Source organism: Symbiopectobacterium sp. (genome assembly GCF_047692315.1).
GTDB lineage: Bacteria > Pseudomonadota > Gammaproteobacteria > Enterobacterales > Enterobacteriaceae > Symbiopectobacterium.
In genome coordinates this window covers 84,667-101,600 of sequence record NZ_JBLLJS010000020.1, presented here as the reverse complement: position 1 = coordinate 101,600, position 16,934 = coordinate 84,667, and the positions used below count along the sequence as shown (strand labels likewise).

Below are 16,934 nucleotides of genomic sequence, written 5' to 3'. Positions count from 1 at the left end.
GGAAAAAAACAGCATGTCAGACCATCAGCTGATGGTGACGGAACTGCATAAATGTTACGGGGAACACTCTGTGCTGAAAGGGGTCTCCCTTCAGGCGAAAGTGGGCGATGTGATTTCGATTATCGGTTCGTCAGGATCGGGTAAAAGCACCCTGCTGCGCTGCATCAACTTTCTGGAAAAACCGTGCGAAGGGGCGATTTTCGTCAACGATGAGGAAATTCGCATGGTGCGTGACACCGACGGGCAACTGAAGGTGTTCGATAAAAAACAGCTGCAGCTGCTGCGCACTCGGTTGACCATGGTGTTTCAGCATTTCAACCTGTGGAGCTTTATGACGGCGCTGGAAAACGTCATGGAAGCACCGGTTCAGGTGTTGGGATTGAGCAAAGCGGAGGCTCGCGAGCGCGCCGTGCGTTATCTCGATAAAGTCGGGATTACCGGCGAGGCGCAGAACAAATATCCGGCCAATCTCTCCGGTGGGCAGCAGCAGCGCGTATCTATCGCGCGAGCGCTGGCGATGGAGCCGGAAGTCTTGCTGTTTGACGAACCCACGTCGGCGCTGGATCCGGAACTGGTGGGTGAAGTGCTGCGTATCATGCAGCAACTGGCGGAAGAGGGTAAAACCATGGTGGTGGTAACCCATGAAATGGAGTTTGCTCGCCACGTATCAAGCCATGTGATCTTCCTGCATCAGGGCGTGATCGAAGAAGAAGGCCCGCCAGATCGCGTATTTGGTAACCCGACGAGCCCGCGCTTGCAGCAGTTTCTCTCTGGTGCGTTGAAGTAGACGGTGCCGTCATCAACCGGGCGTATTTGCCGATTTTTGGCGATGCGCCCTTTGGCTATTTTTTCCCGGTCACATCCTTGAGCGCTTCTTCCAGTTCATAATAGCGAAAGCCGAATCCTGCTGCCTCCAGCCGATGCGGAATGGCGCGCTGTCCACCCAATACCAGCGTGGCCGCTTCTCCCATCAGCAGTTTGAGCGCAAACGCGGGGACGCGCATAAAACACGGGCGATCCAGCACGTGGGCCAGCATGGCGCAGAACTGCTCGTTACGCACCGGATAAGGTGCGGTCATGTTGAATGGTCCACACAGAATCGGGTTATCCAACAGGTAAAGAATGGCATTGACCATATCGTCGATATGAATCCAGGGCATGTACTGTTTGCCGGACCCCAAGGGGCCACCCAGCCCGATGCGGAAGGGCGGTAGCATTTTTGCCAGCGCGCCGCCGTTCGCAGCCAGTACGATGCCGGTGCGCAGCAGGCACACTCGTGTGTGATCGCTCTCCGCACTCAGTGCCAACTCCTCCCAGCGTGCGCAGAGTTGATGGGTAAATTCGGGCGTGGGAGATTCTTCCTCGGTGATCAACGCCGCCCCTTGGTTGCCGTAATAGCCCACGGCAGAGCCGGAAATGAATACCGAGGGCGGTGAGGCGCTGGTTTTAATCAACGTAGCCAACTGCTCGGTAATGTGCCAACGGCTCTCGCTGAGTTTCTGCTTTTGTTGTGGCGTCCAGCGTTTATCAGCAATCGGTTCTCCTGCCAGATTGATGATAGCATCGATGTCGTCCAGCTCGGTACGATTTTGCAGCGTTGACCAATACTCCACACGTTCGCCCAGTATCTGGCGTGCACGCTCTGTATCGCGAGTGACGACCGTGACATGGTGAGATAAAGACAGTAATCGAGCAATCAGGTGACGACCGATCAAGCCGGTTCCGCCCGTAATCAGTAGTTGCATCGTTGCCTCACTTATTCCCTATCGGTTCTGACGGCGCTTCAAGGATGTAACCTGGAACCTATCCGTATTTTTATCATGAATGCTAATGATAATAGGTGATTCTGAGCGAGATACGGGGACTCTCTGATAAAAAAACGCTGCATTTCAGTACGCCACGCTGCCCTTGGGATTGGCAAAACCTGCTGCATTATGGGGCAATGCTGCAAAACGGCGCATGCTGAATAGCAAAGATGTTCGTTCAGCCTGCGTAATATCAAGGCATGTGAGCTTTTTCGGCTTTGGTATGCGCTTTGCAGCGTGGTTTTCATTCACAGTAACTAAACAGAGCAGACGAGGAGGGGGAATGTATCACACGACACTGGGACACCAGCGTTACACCTTTGACTCTCTGCGTACGCTACTGGCCAAAGCGTCACCGGCGCGTTCCGGTGATTATCTGGCCGGAGTGGCGGCATTGAGCGCTGAAGAGCGCATGGCTGCGCGTATGACGCTGGCCGAAGTGTCGCTAAAGACCTTTTTACGGGAGGCTTTGATTCCCTATGAGCAGGATGAGGTTACGCGACTCATTGTTGATAGCCATGATATGGGCGCGTTTGAGCCCATCTCGCATTTGACCGTCGGGGATTTTCGCAACTGGCTATTGAGCGACACCACCAGCAGTGAACTGCTGGCGCGCGTTGCGCCGGGTATCACGCCAGAAATGGCGGCGGCGGTGAGCAAGCTGATGCGTAATCAGGATTTGATTCTGACAGCAAAAAAATGTCGTGTCGTCACGCGCTTTTGCAACACGATTGGCTTGCCGGGGCATCTCAGCGTGCGTTTGCAGCTGAACCATCCCACCGATGATGTAAAAGGGATTGCCGCCAGCATGCTCGATGGTTTGCTGTATGGCAGCGGCGATGCGGTAATAGGTATTAATCCGGCCAGTGACAGCCTGCCGCTGCTGGAACAGCTTAATTACATGCTCGATGATGTTATTCACCGATTTGAGATCCCCACGCAGTCCTGCGTGCTGACGCATGTCACCAATACGCTGAAACTGATTGAGCGGGGTGCGCCAGTGGATCTGGTGTTTCAGTCGATCGCCGGTACTGAAGCCACCAATGCCAGCTTTGGCTTCAATCTTGCGACGCTGGAGGAGGCGCATCAGGCAGCGCTGAGTTTACAGCGCGGCACGGTGGGTAACGACGTGATGTATTTTGAAACCGGGCAGGGCAGCTGTCTTTCCGCCAATGCGCATCACGGCGTCGATCAACAAACCTGCGAGGCGCGTGCCTACGCGGTGGCACGGCGCTTCTCTCCGTTGCTGGTGAACACCGTCGTCGGGTTTATCGGGCCAGAATACCTGTATGACGGTAAGCAAATTATCCGCGCCGGATTGGAAGATCACTTCTGCGGCAAACTGCTGGGTGTCCCCTTGGGGTGCGATGTCTGCTACACCGACCACGCTGAAGCCGATCAAGATGACATGGATACGCTGTTGACGCTTTTAGCGACAGCCGGGTTGACCTATCTGATGGGCATACCGGGTGCCGATGACATTATGCTCAATTACCAGAGCACCTCGTTTCATGATGCGCTGTATGTGCGCGAACTGTTGGGATTGAAGCATGCGCCGGAGTTTGGCGAGTGGCTGGCGCGCATGAAGATCCTTGATACTCAAGGTCGGCTATGTGATGCCAGCCGTCAGCATCCGTTGCTGCAACACCAACCTTACCTGGAGGGGCGCGTATGAAGGCGATCGTTCACACCAACCCGTGGGAAATGCTGCGTGAATACACGGCAGCGCGCATTGCCTTGGGGCGCTCGGGCGCTAGCCTGCCTACCGAAGAACTGTTGAAATTTGGCCTGGCACACGCACAGGCGCGCGATGCGGTGCATCAGGCGTTTGACAGTGAGAGCATTGCCGAGGCGTTAGCGGCAAACGTTCACCGTGCACAGCGCCGCCACATCACGCGAGCAGTACCTATGCCGTCCCGATTTGGGACGAAGGTTGTCCGATGCCAGCCGTGAAGCGCTACTGGCTCTGCATCAACCGCCTGCCGACCTGCTGATTGTGGTGGCAGATGGCCTTTCTTCCAAGGCGGTACGCCGCTCATCAAACAGGCGCGCCCTTATCTGGAACAACTCGGGTTGTCGCTGGCACCGGTAGTGTTGGCACATCAGTCGCGCGTGGCGCTTGGCGATGACATCGGCGAATGTCTGCGGGCGAAAGCGGTGGCGATTCTTATCTGTGAACGCCCCGGTTTGTCGTCACCGGATAGCCTGAGTATTTATTTAACCCGGAGGCCTCACACGCGCCGTTTGGAGTCGGAACGTAACTGCATTTCCAATATTCGCCCGGAAGGGCTGGATTATCCACAGGCCGCGTTTAAATGGGCCTGGCTGCTGGAGCAAGCGTTTTAACGCCGTCTGTCGGGGGTCGCGCTGAAAGATGAGAGCGATAACCCGGCGATGCACGGCAAGATTCACCCACCTGCCGTAGGGCATTTGACAACACCATGATGGTGACTCGCTTTTCGCTGCGCGCTGCATCGTGCAGAAGGAGGCGAGATTGTTCAATTTGCTTTCATCCGCGTGTCACTGACACGGATTCTGCAACTCAGGATCGTACTGAACAAGGAGTGTTCAGTACGTTTTTTTTCACGCTGTGCTTTCCCTTCGTTTAGTGACGGTATTTGTAAAATACGTTCAGGGTTTGGGTGTGTGCAATCGTGCGGCACGCGCCTTTCGGATGAAAAAAGGACAAGAGATAAGGGAGGTAATTTTGTTACACTTTGCCTCATCGCTCACTGTGTTTTTTCGAGTTTCATCATGAAGTTGATGTTTGCCTCAGATATCCACGGCTCCCTTACGACGACGGAGCTCGTACTTGATATTTTTACTCGCAGCGGTGCAGATTGGCTGATTCTTTTAGGGGATTTTCTTAATCACGGCCCGCGAAATCCCCTGCCGGACGCCTATCAGCCCGCCGAGGTGGCGAGCCGATTGAATGCCTTTGCCCGCAATATTGTTGCGGTTCGCGGCAACTGTGATAGCGAAGTGGATCAGATGCTGCTTGACTTTCCGGTGACGGCACCGTGGCAGCAGGTGCTATTGCCACAGCAGCGTCTTTTTCTGACGCACGGTCACCTCTATCATCCTCAACATCTCCCACCGTTGCAGGCGGGCGATGTGCTGGTTTACGGACATACCCATCTTCCGGTAGCAGAGCGCCAGGGGGAGATATACTGCTTTAACCCCGGTTCAGTCAGCCTGCCGAAAGGAGGCAATGTGCCTAGCTATGGGATGCTGGTGCAAGGGAGCTTCAAGTTTTGCCCTTAATGGGGGGCGAGCCTATTGCACAGGTGACTATTAGTCACTAAGTTATCAACGATCTTGCACGACTAACGTTTAGTACATTTAAAACAGACGCGCGTTGCAACGCGCCAATACTGAAGGGTTCAGAGGATGGTGGAGCAAAGTCAAGCGGCAGGTACCGAGTGGGTGGATATTGTTGACGAGAACAATGATGTTATCGCCCAGGCCAGCCGCCAGCAAATGCGCGCTCAACGTTTACGTCATCGCGCCACCTATATCGTTGTTCATGACGGCATGGGGAAAATTCTGGTTCAACGCCGTACCGATACCAAAGATTTCTACCCCGGCTGGCTGGATGCAACGGCGGGAGGCGTAGTGCAAACGGGCGAGCAAATGCTGGAATCTGCCCGTCGTGAGGCGGAGGAAGAGCTGGGGATTGCAGGGGTGCCTTTTGCCGATCACGGTCTGTTCTATTTTGACGGGGACAACTGCCGTGTGTGGGGTGCATTGTTCAGTTGCGTTACTCGCGGTCCGTTTGCCTTGCAGGAAGAAGAAGTGGCTGAAGTCTGCTGGATGACGCCGCAAGAGGTTAACGCGCGCTGTGATGAGTTCACGCCAGATTCACTGAAAGCCCTGTCGCTGTGGATGAGCCGTTACAATGAGCAGAGCTATGGCAAACCCATTGCGCGCGAGCCTGCGAAAACCGATGACGCCGTTGCTGCGTCGGATGACGCTGAAGAATAGTCGGTCGCTGTTTTGCTGCGGGCTTCCAGTGGTGGCCCGCAGCGCAGGCGATTATGCGGTAGCGACGGCCTGACGTGAGCCGGGGTACACCAGTTGGCGGCTCTTGATATGGTACATCTCCAGGTCTTCACGCAGGAAGAACGCCATCTCCCACGGGTTTTTGTGAATAAATGCCTCGCGCACCTGCTCGAACAGCGGATTGTGTGGCGGGATCAGATAGGCATCGCCCTCAATCAGCGTGTAGTTCTATTCAATGGCGCGTTCAAAGGTGTAGTGTGAGCACTCATCCATGGCAAAGAAGCAGTGCGGGTTACGCTTGAGCTGCCGGGATTTGAACGTCTCCGGGAAGGTGATGAGGAACACGTCATTTTCCACTGAAGAGAGAAACGCCAGCGCCGTAGTATGGGGCTGTTCTTCCGCCATGGTGACCAGCACGCCTACCTTGTTGGTGAAATCGTGGTGTTCCGTCTCTGGCAGCGTATTCAGTGGGGTCAACGGTACCGCGTGTTCTTCCCGTGTATCCTGAGGATCTTCCCGTGTATCCTGAGGATAGTGATAGCCTGGTGCGCGGATATCCAGCACGCAGCTTAGCCCATACATCACCTGACACTCACGCGGTTCCAGCAGCACCCAGTCTTCATCTATCTCCATCACGCGTCCTTTGTAAGAGGCACGATAAACGGAAATACTGGCATCAAACTGATCCACCCCGGTGCGGTTATCGAGATGCAGCGTAGCGAAATCTCCGACGGCCAGCGCGTGTCCTTTGGGGAAGAAAACCCGCAGCGCATTGTTGGTGCGTGGATAGACGCCGCAAATGTGCATCACTACCTTTCCCTGCTGATAGCAGGCTAAAACTCCCAGCGTCTGCTTGCCGAGATAGTGAACCAGATTCATGCTGTGTGTCCTTGCTCGTTGTTTTAATGGGTTGCTGTGTTTTAACCAGTAGCTATTTTTAACAAGTAACTATTTTTAACGGCTTACTATGGCAGAAAAGCAAAAGGCCGCGAAAGCGGCCTTTTGATAATTCAGAACCCCTAAATTACTGCTGGGTAGCCTGAATGGCGGTCAGGGCAACGGTATAGACGATATCATCCACCAGTGCGCCACGGGACAGATCGTTCACTGGCTTGCGCATACCTTGCAGCATTGGCCCGATGGAGATCAGGTCGGCAGAACGCTGTACCGCTTTGTACGTGGTGTTACCGGTGTTCAGATCCGGGAAGATGAACACGGTAGCCTGGCCAGCAACCGGTGAATTCGGCGCTTTGGATTTCGCAACGTCGGCCATCACAGCGGCGTCGTATTGCAACGGGCCATCGATAATCAGATCCGGACGTTTTTCCTGTGCCAGACGGGTCGCTTCGCGGACTTTTTCCACATCACTGCCCGCGCCGGAGTTACCGGTGGAGTAGGAGATCATGGCAACGCGCGGATCGATACCGAATGTCGCTGCGGAGTCGGCGGACTGAATGGCGATTTCTGCCAGTTGCTCTGCGGTCGGATCCGGGTTGATGGCGCAGTCGCCATAAACGAATACCTGTTCTGGCAGCAGCATGAAGAACACGGAAGAAACCAGCGAGCTGCCCGGTGCTGTTTTGATCAACTGCAACGGCGGACGGATGGTGTTGGCAGTCGTGTGAACGGCACCAGAAACCAGACCGTCAACTTCGCCCTGTTCCAACATCAGGGTACCCAGTACCACGTTGTCTTCCAGTTGCTCGCGCGCAACCACTTCGGTCATGCCTTTGCTCTTACGCAGCTCAACCAGACGCGGGACATAACGTTCGCGAACTGCTTCCGGATCGACAATTTCGATGCCTTTGCCTAGTTCAACGCCTTGCGCAGCGGCAACGCGTTGGATCTCGTCCGGGTTACCCAGCAGAACGCAGTGTGCAATGCCACGTTCGGCACAGATAGAGGCCGCTTTCACAGTACGCGGTTCGTCGCCTTCCGGCAGTACGACGCGTTTGCCCGCCTGGCGTGCCAGTTCGGTCAGTTGATAACGGAATGCTGGTGGAGACAGACGACGTGAACGTTCGGACGCGGCGCTTAGGGATTCGATCCACTGGCTGTCGATGTGACGAGCTACGTAGTCTTGTACTTTCTCAACGCGTTCGCTGTCGTCAGCCGGAACTTCCAGGCTGAAGCTTTGCAGGCTGAGAGAGGTCTGCCAGGTGTTGGTGTTCACCATAAATACCGGCAGGCCCGTCTGGAAGGCGCGTTCGCACAGTTTAGCGATGCTGGAATCGATTTCATAACCGCCGGTCAGCAGTACGGCACCGATTTCAACGCCGTTCATGGCCGCCAGGCAAGCGGAAACCAGCACGTCAGGACGGTCCGCAGAGGTTACCAGCAGGGAACCCGGACGGAAATGTTCCAGCATGTGCGGAATGCTGCGCGCACAGAAGGTCACGGTTTTCACACGACGGGTGTGAATTTCACCTTCGTTGATGATGCGGGCATTCAGGTGTTTTGCCATGTCGATAGCGCGCGTGGCGATCAGATCGAAACTCCACGGCACGCAGCCCATCACCGGAAGCGGGCTGTTGGCAAACAGCTGTTTCGGATCGACGTTCGGTACGTCAGCTTTACTGGAATCGTCGAAGATTTCTGACAAATCAGGACGAGTACGGCCTTGCTCATCCACCGGGGCGTTCAGCTTGTTGATGATAACGCCGGTGATGTTTTTGTTCTTGCTGCCGCCGAAGCTGCTGCGCACCAGCTCGATGCGCTCTTTCAACTGATCCGGAGAGTCGTTGCCCAGAGCGATAACGAACACGATTTCAGCGTTCAGGGTTTTGGCGATTTCATAGTTCAGCGCGTTGGCAAACTGATGTTTGCGTGTCGGCACCAGACCTTCTACCAGCACCACTTCTGCATCTTTGGTGTTTTCGTGGTAGTTGGCGATGATCTCTTCCATCAGCACATCTTGCTGGTTGGAACTGAGCAACGCTTCTACGTGGCTCATTTTCAACGGTTCAGCCGCATTGATAGCGGAGTTGGCGCGAATGATGGTGGTGGTCTGATCCGGCGTGTTATCGCCAGAGCGTGGCTGGGCGATCGGCTTGAACACGCTCAGACGCACGCCTTTTTGTTCCATGGAACGAATGACACCGAGGTTGACGCTTGTCAGACCAACGCTGGTGCCAGTGGGGATCAACATGATTATACGGGACACGGCTAAACCTCTTTACGGTTGCTTGTTGAGTCAAAAACAGCTTAGTCAAAAACGACACCATCAGCCTTGGCTGACGGTGTGGAGTAACTTGTCTTACGCGGTAAGATGCAGGGCGTCTTTCGCGATAACCAACTCTTCGTTGGTCGGGATGACCAGCGCAGGGCGGAAGCCCTCTTTGCTTATGTTGCCGCCTTTACCAAAGCGGGCAGCCAGGTTACGCTCATGGTCAACTTCAAAGCCCAAAAGACCCAGTTTGTTCAGGGTAAGCTCACGTACCATGGCCGCATTTTCCCCGATACCGCCGGTGAAGATAACCGCATCAAGACGACCTTCCATCAGTGCACTGTAAGCACCAATGTATTTGGCCAGACGGTGGCAGTACACGTCCATGGCACGTTTGGCGTCTTCTTTGGTCTGGTAGTTGTCTTCCACGTAGCGGCAGTCGCTGGTGACTTCAGTCAGGCCCAGCAGACCCGATTCTTTGGTCAGCAGCTTGTTGATCGCTTCAACGCTCATACCCAGAGAATCGTGCAGGTGGAAAACGATAGCCGGATCGATGTCACCGCTGCGGGTGCCCATTACCAGGCCTTCCAGAGGGGTCAGACCCATAGACGTATCAACACATTTACCGTTGCGCACAGCAGTAACAGAACCGCCATTGCCCAGGTGGCAAGTGATCAGGTTAACTTCATCCACCGGCTTGTTCAGTGCTTCTGCGGCCTGTTGGGTCACGAAGAAGTGGCTGGTGCCATGCGCGCCGTAACGGCGGATGTGATGTTCTTTGTACAGTTTGTACGGCAGAGCATACAGGTAAGATTCTTCCGGCATGGTCTGGTGGAATGCGGTGTCGAACACAGCAACGTTTTTGTTCGCCAGCGCCGGGAACGCTTTCAGCGCTTCGTCGATGCCGATCAGGTGAGCCGGGTTGTGCAACGGTGCAAACGGCACGGAATCTTTGATGCCTTGCAACACGTCGTCGTTGATCACGGCAGACTGGGTAAACTTCTCGCCGCCGTGTACGATACGGTGGCCGATAGCAACCAGTTGGGCGGAGAGTTCAGGTTTCTGAGCCAGAATGGTGTTTACGATAAAGTTCAGTGCTTCGCTGTGTGCAGCACCTGCGCCCAGCGCCGCTTCCTGCTTGCTGCCATCCATTTTCCACTTAAGGCGGGCTTCAGGAAGATGGAAACACTCGGCCAGACCTGACAGGTATTCTTCCCCGTTGACAGCATCGATGATAGCGAACTTCAGGGATGAACTACCGAAGTTAAGAACCAGTACTAACTTACTCGACATGGAAGTACCTACTTGTTATACATGGTGAATAAATGTCAAACAGCGCGTAGCGTAGCCTAAACAGCCGCTGACATTTATGACTAACGTCATGGCACGGTGTGATTTCCCTGACATGACCATGAAAAAGCGCCGATATGGCCTATCCGCATAGCATACTGGATGCACGGCGTGCGAAGATGACATATCGGCCCTGAAAAGCATGTGGCGAAAAATAAGGCGATAAATGTCGCGCCCGCACCAATGGCCCTCTGTTTTTGCCTATGCTGTAGTTGATACAGTAGAAAACGTCATTCAGTATGAAGGATGGTGAATGGATCGTTATCCTGGCATGTAGTATGACCACTTTGGTTCAGTTAGCATAACCACTTTAGTATAGATGGCGGCCTAAGCCGAGGTAGGATACCGATAGCGCCAGGCAAACACAAAATATATTTTAAGTTTATCAAATATAATTTATATATTTTCAATAATTTTATTTTTTATCTGTAATTTTGATGGTGCAATTGAAAATGGTAATAACTGAAACGGTAACAAAGGAGTCGCCATGAAATCTCAACCTACTGATAAACGCGGGGGATGGTGTGTACTCCATTACGGGCAGCATTATATGAAAACCTGGCCGCTGGATAAACGTCTGGCGCCCGTTTTCCCGGAAAACCGCGTTGTGCGCGCCACGCAGTTCGGTATTCGTTTTATGCCGCCGCTGGCGGTGTTCACCTTAACCTGGCAGATTGCGCTCGGAGGCCAATTGGGGCCCGCGGTCGCTACCGCACTGTTTGCCTGTAGTCTGCCGTTACAGGGGCTATGGTGGCTGGGTCGCCGCTCGGTATCGCCGTTGCCATCTACGCTTTCAGAATGGTTTCACGATCTTCGCCATAAACTGCAAGAAGCGGGGCAGGCGCTGGCACCCATTGAGGGTAAGCCGACTTACCAGATGCTGGCTGACGTGCTGAAACGCGCCTTCAAACAGCTGGACAAAACCTTTTTAGACGATCTGTGACCGTTTTCACCCTTTGTGTGTGAATAGCACTATTTTGTCATTCCCCTCTGTTTTAAATCAAAAAAACCGGAGGCTAGCGCTATCTTCCTACTTTGGGGTATGCGATTCTGGCATCAGGTTAAACGAGTCAGCGGCGTCAGGCCGGGTACTATAAGAGTTCAGGAGAACACGATGGAAATGACGAATGCCCAGAGATTGATCCTTTCGAATCAATACAAAATGATGACGATGATGGATCCGGACAATGCAGAACGCTATCGTCGGCTGCAAACCATCGTAGAGCGCGGCTACGGGCTGCAAATGCGTGAGTTGGATCGGGAGTTTGGCGAACTCAGTGAAGATGTGTGCCGCACCATCATCAATATCATGGAAATGCACCATGCCTTGCAGGTTTCCTGGGATAACCTGAAGGACCGCAAAGATTTGGATCAGCGCCGCCTGACATTTTTGGGATTCGATGCAGCAACCGAAGCGCGCTACCTCGGTTTTGTACGCTTTATGGTGCATGTGGAAGGACGCTATCCGCATTTTGATTCCGGTACCCATGGCTTCAACGCACAGACCAAAATGTGGGAAAAATATAACCGTATGCTGGCAGTGTGGGTATCTTGTCCGCGCCAATATCATTTGAGCGCCGTAGAGATTGCGCAAATCATCAATGCCTGAATGGGTGAAATGAAAGAAAGAGGTGGTTGTGGAGTGTAAAGGTTTCCTATTCGATTTGGATGGTACGTTGGTAGATTCATTACCGGCCGTGGAGCGTGCCTGGGTTAACTGGACTATCGCCCACGACATTGAACCCCAGGAGGTGCTCGATTTTATCCATGGCAAACAGGCGATCACCTCGCTGCGACACTTTTTGCAGGGTAAAAGCGAAGCGGAGATCCAGCGCGAGTTTGATGAGCTGGAGCGTACTGAAGCATCGGACACGCGGGGTGTGCAGGCGATGCTGGGTGAGAGCGAGTTACTCGAGCGTCTCAATGCGCTGGGCATTCCCTGGGCGATCGTGACCTCGGGTACTGTGCCTATCGCCCATGCGCGCCACCGCGCCGGGCAACTGCCGCAGCCGCAGGTATTTATCACTGCCGAGCAGGTGGCTCGGGGTAAACCGCAGCCGGATGCTTACTTATTGGGGGCATCACGTTTGGGGCTGGAGCCGCATGAGTGTGTGGTGGTAGAGGATGCGCCCGCTGGGCTGGAAGCCGGGTTGGCGGCAGGCTGTCAGGTGATTGCGGTTAACGCACCGGCAGATACGCTGGCGTTAGAGGATGTTGATATGGTGCTGGCCTCGTTGACGCAACTGCGTTTGACGCCATCGATTAACGGCGTGCAGGTGAATAAGCTAACCGATTGATAAAAGCGTAACTAAATATGATCAAAACCCCGCCTCGGCGGGTTTTTTTTATGGCAGACTAGCCGAACAGACTCGGATTAAGAGTGATTTTTTAGGCTGTTACCGTCTGACGGTTGTGAGTGACCGTGTTGCCGCTTGTGTACGCTTGTTTACGCTTGTTTTTCTGGAGGATCTTTTGAACCGCGAACTGCTCTGGGTGTTATCCCTGCTGTTGATCGCTATCTTATTGTTTAGCAATAATAAGCTGCGCATGGATGTGGTTGCGCTGTTGGTTATCATCGCATTTGTGTTAAGCGGCACGTTGACACTCTCTGAGGCACTGGTTGGCTTCAGCGATCCCAATGTGATTCTTATCGCTGCGCTGTTTGTTATCGGCGAAGGGCTGGTGAGAACCGGCGTGGCTTATCAGGTGGGGGAGTGGTTAATCCGGGCGGCGGGCAGCAGTGAGATCAAAATGCTGGTCCTGTTGATGCTGACGGTAGCTGCATTAGGCGCGTTTATGAGCTCCACCGGGGTGGTGGCAATCTTTATTCCTGTGGTGTTGGGTGTTTCGGCCAAAATGAAAACCTCGCCGGGGCGACTTATGATGCCGCTCAGTTTTGCTGGCCTTATCAGCGGGATGATGACGCTGGTAGCGACGCCGCCCAATATGGTGGTAAGCAGTGAACTGGTGCGTGACGGTAACCACGGTTTCGGCTTTTTCAGCGTGACGCCGATTGGTGTGGTGGTGCTGCTGGGGATTGCTTACATGCTGGTGGCGCGCTTCTGGCTGAGCGGTGTCGATCCGGAGGCAGCCAAGAAAGAGGGGTGGAAGCGTAAAACTTTTCGTGACCTGATCCGTGATTACAAACTGACGGGCAGGGCGCGTCGTTTGGCGATACTGCCGGGTTCACCCTTTATCGGTCACCGCCTGGACGATTTGCGGTTGCGCCAGCGCTATGGTGCCAACGTGGTGGGGATTGAACGCTGGCGTAAATTTCGCCGAGTGATGGTCAGCGTGGCGGGCAATACCGAATTGCGCTTGAACGATGTGTTGCTGATCGATATGTTGGCTTCTGAAGTTGATCTGCGTGAGTTTTGTACTTCGCAGCGACTGGAACCGATGGTGCTGCGCGGCGAATACTTTTCTGAACAGGCGCGCGACGTAGGTATGGCGGAAGTGTCGCTGATTCCAGATTCTGAACTTATCGGCAAAACGCTTTACGAGGTAGGGTTTCGCAGCCGTTACGGGCTTTCCGTGGTGGGTATCCGCCGCAATGGCGAGGCGATGGACTGGTTGCTGGCCGATGAACCGCTGCAACTGGGCGATATTCTGTTGGTGATTGGCGACTGGAGCATGATCCGCCAATTGCAATCGCAAAAGCATGTGATGCTGGTATTGAATCTGTCCGCTGAAGTGGACGACGTTGCTCCCGCTGTGAGTCAGGCTCCGCACGCGCTGTTCTGTCTGGCGCTGATGGTGGCTATGATGCTGACCGATGAAATCCCCAATGCGATTGCCGCGTTGATCGCCTGTTTGCTGATGGGAAAATTTCGCTGCATCGATATAGAGAGTGCTTATCGCGCGATTCACTGGCCGAGCCTGATTTCGATCGTCGGGATGATGCCGTTTGCGCTGGCGCTCCAGCAGACCGGAGGCGTGACGCTGATTGTGAATGGCCTGATGGATATCGCGGGCGGCGCAGGGCCACAGGTGATGCTGGTGTGCCTGTTTGTGCTGTGCGCAACGATCGGATTGTTTATTTCCAACACCGCAACGGCCGTGCTGATGGCGCCGATCGCCATCGCCGCAGCGAAACAGATGGGGGTTTCTCCTTATCCCTTCGCCCTGATTGTGGCCATTGCCGCATCAGCTGCGTTCATAACGCCGGTTTCTTCACCGGTGAATACGTTGGTGCTCGGCCCGGGGGGCTATCGCTTTGGTGATTTCGTGAAAGTCGGCGTGCCGTTCACCGTGTTGGTGATGATTGTCAGCGTTATCATGGTGCCGTGGCTGTATGGTTTTTAATCGTATGTTGATGCACTTTATAAAACCACTTTTTTGCGCGTGCCGTGAGGGTTTCGTGCGCGAAGGGCTAAGAGGCTTTCTGCTACTCGCGTAGCACGCGCCCGACATGGGGCGGCTCAATCGCCGTCGCCCCATGGCCCCTGGCTTTTCGCGGGAAACCACGCCGCTATGCGGTACCCTCGGCGTTCGTGACCGCTATCGGACCGCCAGCGACGCGTTCCCGACGCGGCGCTGCCTTTCGCCGCATCCATGCGGCTCACCCGGCGGTCTCGCCCACCTCGGCGTGATTTTTTACGCGAATAAAAAACAAAAAAATCAAAACAATGATGTTGCTGAATTACAGGGTGGAACCCTGACTAATCTCGTCCAGCGACAGGCTAAAACTCGGAATAAATATCTCCATGAAGTAGTCCATCTCCGGGCTTTGGCGCTGTTGCAGCGTTTTTTCCAGTCGGGTTTTGGCGAGGGCGAATTCGCTGTTACCTGCTGAGAGCTCCTCAAGGCATTTCAGGTAAGCGCACAGGGCATCCGCCTGTTTGACGATGGCGTGTTCTTCTTCACTACAGCAACTGTCGTCGATCAGTTGGCGGTAATCTTGTTGTAATTCGGGTGGTAACATGGCAATCAGGCTCTGCTGAGCCAACTTTTCTATCTTCTTATATTCATGGGCGATTTGTGCATTGAAATATTTGATGGGAGTCGGCATGTCCCCCGTCAACACCTCGCTGGCATCGTGGTATATCGCCAGCATCCCGATGCGTTCTGCATTCAGGTTGCCGTTGAATTTTCGATTTTTGATCACCGCCAGTGCGTGAGCGACAAAGGCCACTTGAAGGCTGTGTTCGGACACGTTTTCTATGCGCACATTACGCATCAGCGGCCAGCGGCTAATCAATTTCAGACGGGACAAGTGGGCGAAAAAGTGACTCTGATTCATCGTGTTCTCTCAGACAGCAGCACCATAATCGTCTATTGTGGGCGCTCTCTGGAAGGATGTAAACCGGGTGAAAGCCGCCTGCGGGTCGTGACAAAACGGCGCGCAGGCGTAATGCAAATGCAGGTTACTGATGATAATGCGACAGGAAACGACCTAGCTTGTGAATGGCGGAATCCAGTTCATCCACGCGTGGCAGCGTCACGATACGCACGTGATCCGGGTGCGGCCAGTTAAACGCTGTACCCTGTACCAGCAGCACTTGTTCTTGCAGTAGCAGATCCAATACCAGTTTCTGATCGTCATGGATATTGAAACGCTTGGCATCAATGTGTGGGAACATGTAGAGCGCCCCTTGCGGTTTCACACAGGAGACACCTGGAATCTGGTTGATCAGTTCCCAGGCACGCAGACGCTGCTCATACAGCCGACCTCCGGGATGGATGAACGCACTGATGCTTTGATAGCCGCCGAGCGCGGTTTGAATGGCATGTTGCATGGGCACGTTGGCGCACAGACGCATTGAAGCCAGCATTTCCAGACCTTCGATATAGCCTTTGGCATGCTTTTTCGGGCCGTTAAGAGCCATCCAGCCTTGGCGGAACCCCGCTACACGGTAGGTTTTTGACAACCCGTTAAAGGTGACGGTCAGCAGATCCGGTGCCAGCGCGGCGATTGAATGGTGCTGCGCTTCGTCATACAGGATTTTGTCGTAGATCTCGTCAGCAAAAATAATCAGGCTGTGCTGGCGCGCAATTTCTACGATCTCCATCAGTAGCTCTTTGCTGTAGACGGCCCCGGTCGGGTTGTTGGGGTTGATGATCACAATGCCGCGCGTGCGCGGGGTGATCTTGCTGCGAATGTCATCCAGATCGGGAAACCATCCGGCTTCTTCTTCACACATATAGTGCACCGCATGCCCGCTGGATAACGAAACCGCAGCGGTCCACAGCGGATAATCCGGAGCGGGAACCAGCATCTCGTCGCCGGTATTGAGCAAGGCTTGCATAGATTGCACGATCAGTTCGGATACGCCGTTACCGATATAAACATCTTCCAGCGTCATTTCGCGCATACCGCGTGCCTGATAATGCTGCACGATCGCCTTACGCGCGGAATAAAGCCCTTTGGAATCGCAATAGCCCTGCGCGGTCGGTAAATTACGAATCACATCGACCAGAATTTCATCCGGTGCATCGAAACCAAATGGTGCTGGATTGCCAATGTTCAGCTTGAGTACTTTATTTCCTTCCTCTTCCAGGCGCTTAGCTTCTTTTAGCACCGGGCCGCGAATGTCATAGCAAACATTATCCAGCTTTTTAGACTTCTCAATGGGAGACATCATAGATAGAGCGAACCTTTTTCAGGAAAA

At 54.0% G+C, this 16,934-nt stretch carries 12 protein-coding genes and 3 pseudogenes; 9 read left to right on the top strand and 6 right to left on the bottom strand.

All coding sequences use genetic code 11. From position 1 onward, the window contains the following. The first annotated feature begins 13 nt into the window (after positions 1–13). Positions 14–787 carry a histidine ABC transporter ATP-binding protein HisP gene (hisP, locus tag ACMZI0_RS09865; protein WP_415672808.1) on the top strand — a complete coding sequence of 258 codons (774 nt, stop codon included), beginning with the start codon at positions 14–16 and terminating at the stop codon, positions 785–787. Positions 788–842: 55 nt separating this feature from the next. Here hisP and ACMZI0_RS09860 read toward each other — a convergent pair whose 3' ends face one another. Further along, positions 843–1,745 (bottom strand): TIGR01777 family oxidoreductase, encoded by a 903-nt coding sequence (locus ACMZI0_RS09860; protein WP_415672807.1) that lies wholly within the window; start codon positions 1,743–1,745, stop codon positions 843–845. A 343-nt stretch (positions 1,746–2,088) separates the two neighbouring features. On the opposite strand from ACMZI0_RS09860, the gene ACMZI0_RS09855 reads away from it, so the two are divergent. The 4 genes and pseudogenes from ACMZI0_RS09855 (at position 2,089) to yfcD (ending at position 5,789) form a co-directional block, all read left to right on the top strand. Beyond that, entirely contained in the window at positions 2,089–3,480 is a 1,392-nt protein-coding gene (locus ACMZI0_RS09855; RefSeq protein WP_415672806.1) for an ethanolamine ammonia-lyase subunit EutB, read from the top strand. Continuing rightward, a pseudogene (gene eutC / locus ACMZI0_RS09850) lies at positions 3,477–4,250 on the top strand (ethanolamine ammonia-lyase subunit EutC). Before ACMZI0_RS09855 ends, eutC begins: the two are co-directional and overlap by 4 nt. Positions 4,251–4,559: 309 nt before the next feature. Continuing rightward, positions 4,560–5,110, top strand: a pseudogene (gene yfcE, locus ACMZI0_RS09845) (phosphodiesterase). Positions 5,111–5,195: 85 nt separating this feature from the next. Further along, on the top strand, positions 5,196–5,789 hold the full coding sequence (yfcD, locus tag ACMZI0_RS09840) for an NUDIX hydrolase YfcD (protein ID WP_415672805.1): 594 nt from the start codon (positions 5,196–5,198) through the stop codon (positions 5,787–5,789). A 51-nt stretch (positions 5,790–5,840) separates the two neighbouring features. Here the strand turns inward: yfcD and ACMZI0_RS09835 are convergent. From ACMZI0_RS09835 to ackA, 3 genes and pseudogenes are all read right to left on the bottom strand, one after another. Continuing rightward, positions 5,841–6,686 (bottom strand): annotated as a pseudogene (locus tag ACMZI0_RS09835) (hypothetical protein). A gap of 145 nt (positions 6,687–6,831) precedes the next feature. Beyond that, the gene (pta, locus tag ACMZI0_RS09830) at positions 6,832–8,970 is read right to left on the bottom strand and encodes a phosphate acetyltransferase (RefSeq protein ID WP_415672804.1); all 2,139 of its coding nucleotides are present in this window, start codon (positions 8,968–8,970) and stop codon (positions 6,832–6,834) included. Positions 8,971–9,063: 93 nt separating this feature from the next. Continuing rightward, entirely contained in the window at positions 9,064–10,266 is a 1,203-nt protein-coding gene (gene ackA / locus ACMZI0_RS09825) for an acetate kinase (protein WP_415672803.1), read from the bottom strand. Between the two features lie 544 nt (positions 10,267–10,810). Between ackA and yfbV the strand changes: the two genes are divergently transcribed. The 4 genes from yfbV to ACMZI0_RS09805 all read left to right on the top strand — a co-directional run bounded on the left by yfbV (position 10,811) and on the right by ACMZI0_RS09805 (position 14,628). Next, on the top strand, positions 10,811–11,266 hold the full coding sequence (yfbV, locus tag ACMZI0_RS09820) for a terminus macrodomain insulation protein YfbV (protein WP_415672802.1): 456 nt from the start codon (positions 10,811–10,813) through the stop codon (positions 11,264–11,266). 171 nt (positions 11,267–11,437) lie between these two features. Continuing rightward, positions 11,438–11,932 carry a YfbU family protein gene (locus ACMZI0_RS09815; protein WP_222157565.1) on the top strand — a complete coding sequence of 165 codons (495 nt, stop codon included), beginning with the start codon at positions 11,438–11,440 and terminating at the stop codon, positions 11,930–11,932. Between the two features lie 28 nt (positions 11,933–11,960). Then, positions 11,961–12,620, top strand: a complete 660-nt coding sequence (locus ACMZI0_RS09810) for a sugar phosphatase (protein WP_415672801.1) — start codon at positions 11,961–11,963, stop codon at positions 12,618–12,620. 175 nt (positions 12,621–12,795) lie between these two features. Beyond that, positions 12,796–14,628, top strand: a complete 1,833-nt coding sequence (locus tag ACMZI0_RS09805; RefSeq protein WP_415672800.1) for an SLC13 family permease — start codon at positions 12,796–12,798, stop codon at positions 14,626–14,628. Between the two features lie 337 nt (positions 14,629–14,965). On the opposite strand, the gene yfbR is transcribed toward ACMZI0_RS09805, so the two are convergent. Together yfbR and ACMZI0_RS09795 are read right to left on the bottom strand one after the other, a co-directional pair. After that, the gene (gene yfbR / locus ACMZI0_RS09800) at positions 14,966–15,565 is read right to left on the bottom strand and encodes a 5'-deoxynucleotidase (protein ID WP_415672799.1); all 600 of its coding nucleotides are present in this window, start codon (positions 15,563–15,565) and stop codon (positions 14,966–14,968) included. Between the two features lie 124 nt (positions 15,566–15,689). Further along, entirely contained in the window at positions 15,690–16,904 is a 1,215-nt protein-coding gene (locus tag ACMZI0_RS09795) for a pyridoxal phosphate-dependent aminotransferase (protein ID WP_415672962.1), read from the bottom strand. Between the last annotated feature and the right edge of the window lie 30 nt (positions 16,905–16,934).

Bases quoted from the DNA above. Each gene is read 5' to 3' on its own strand.
- hisP (WP_415672808.1), top strand. From the start codon at position 14: ATGTCAGACCATCAGCTGATGGTGACGGAACTGCATAAATGTTACGGG.
- ACMZI0_RS09860 (WP_415672807.1), bottom strand. From the start codon at position 1,745: ATGCAACTACTGATTACGGGCGGAACCGGCTTGATCGGTCGTCACCTG.
- ACMZI0_RS09855 (WP_415672806.1), top strand. From the start codon at position 2,089: ATGTATCACACGACACTGGGACACCAGCGTTACACCTTTGACTCTCTG.
- yfcD (WP_415672805.1), top strand. From the start codon at position 5,196: ATGGTGGAGCAAAGTCAAGCGGCAGGTACCGAGTGGGTGGATATTGTT.
- ackA (WP_415672803.1), bottom strand. From the start codon at position 10,266: ATGTCGAGTAAGTTAGTACTGGTTCTTAACTTCGGTAGTTCATCCCTG.
- yfbV (WP_415672802.1), top strand. From the start codon at position 10,811: ATGAAATCTCAACCTACTGATAAACGCGGGGGATGGTGTGTACTCCAT.
- ACMZI0_RS09815 (WP_222157565.1), top strand. From the start codon at position 11,438: ATGGAAATGACGAATGCCCAGAGATTGATCCTTTCGAATCAATACAAA.
- yfbR (WP_415672799.1), bottom strand. From the start codon at position 15,565: ATGAATCAGAGTCACTTTTTCGCCCACTTGTCCCGTCTGAAATTGATT.
- ACMZI0_RS09795 (WP_415672962.1), bottom strand. From the start codon at position 16,904: ATGTCTCCCATTGAGAAGTCTAAAAAGCTGGATAATGTTTGCTATGAC.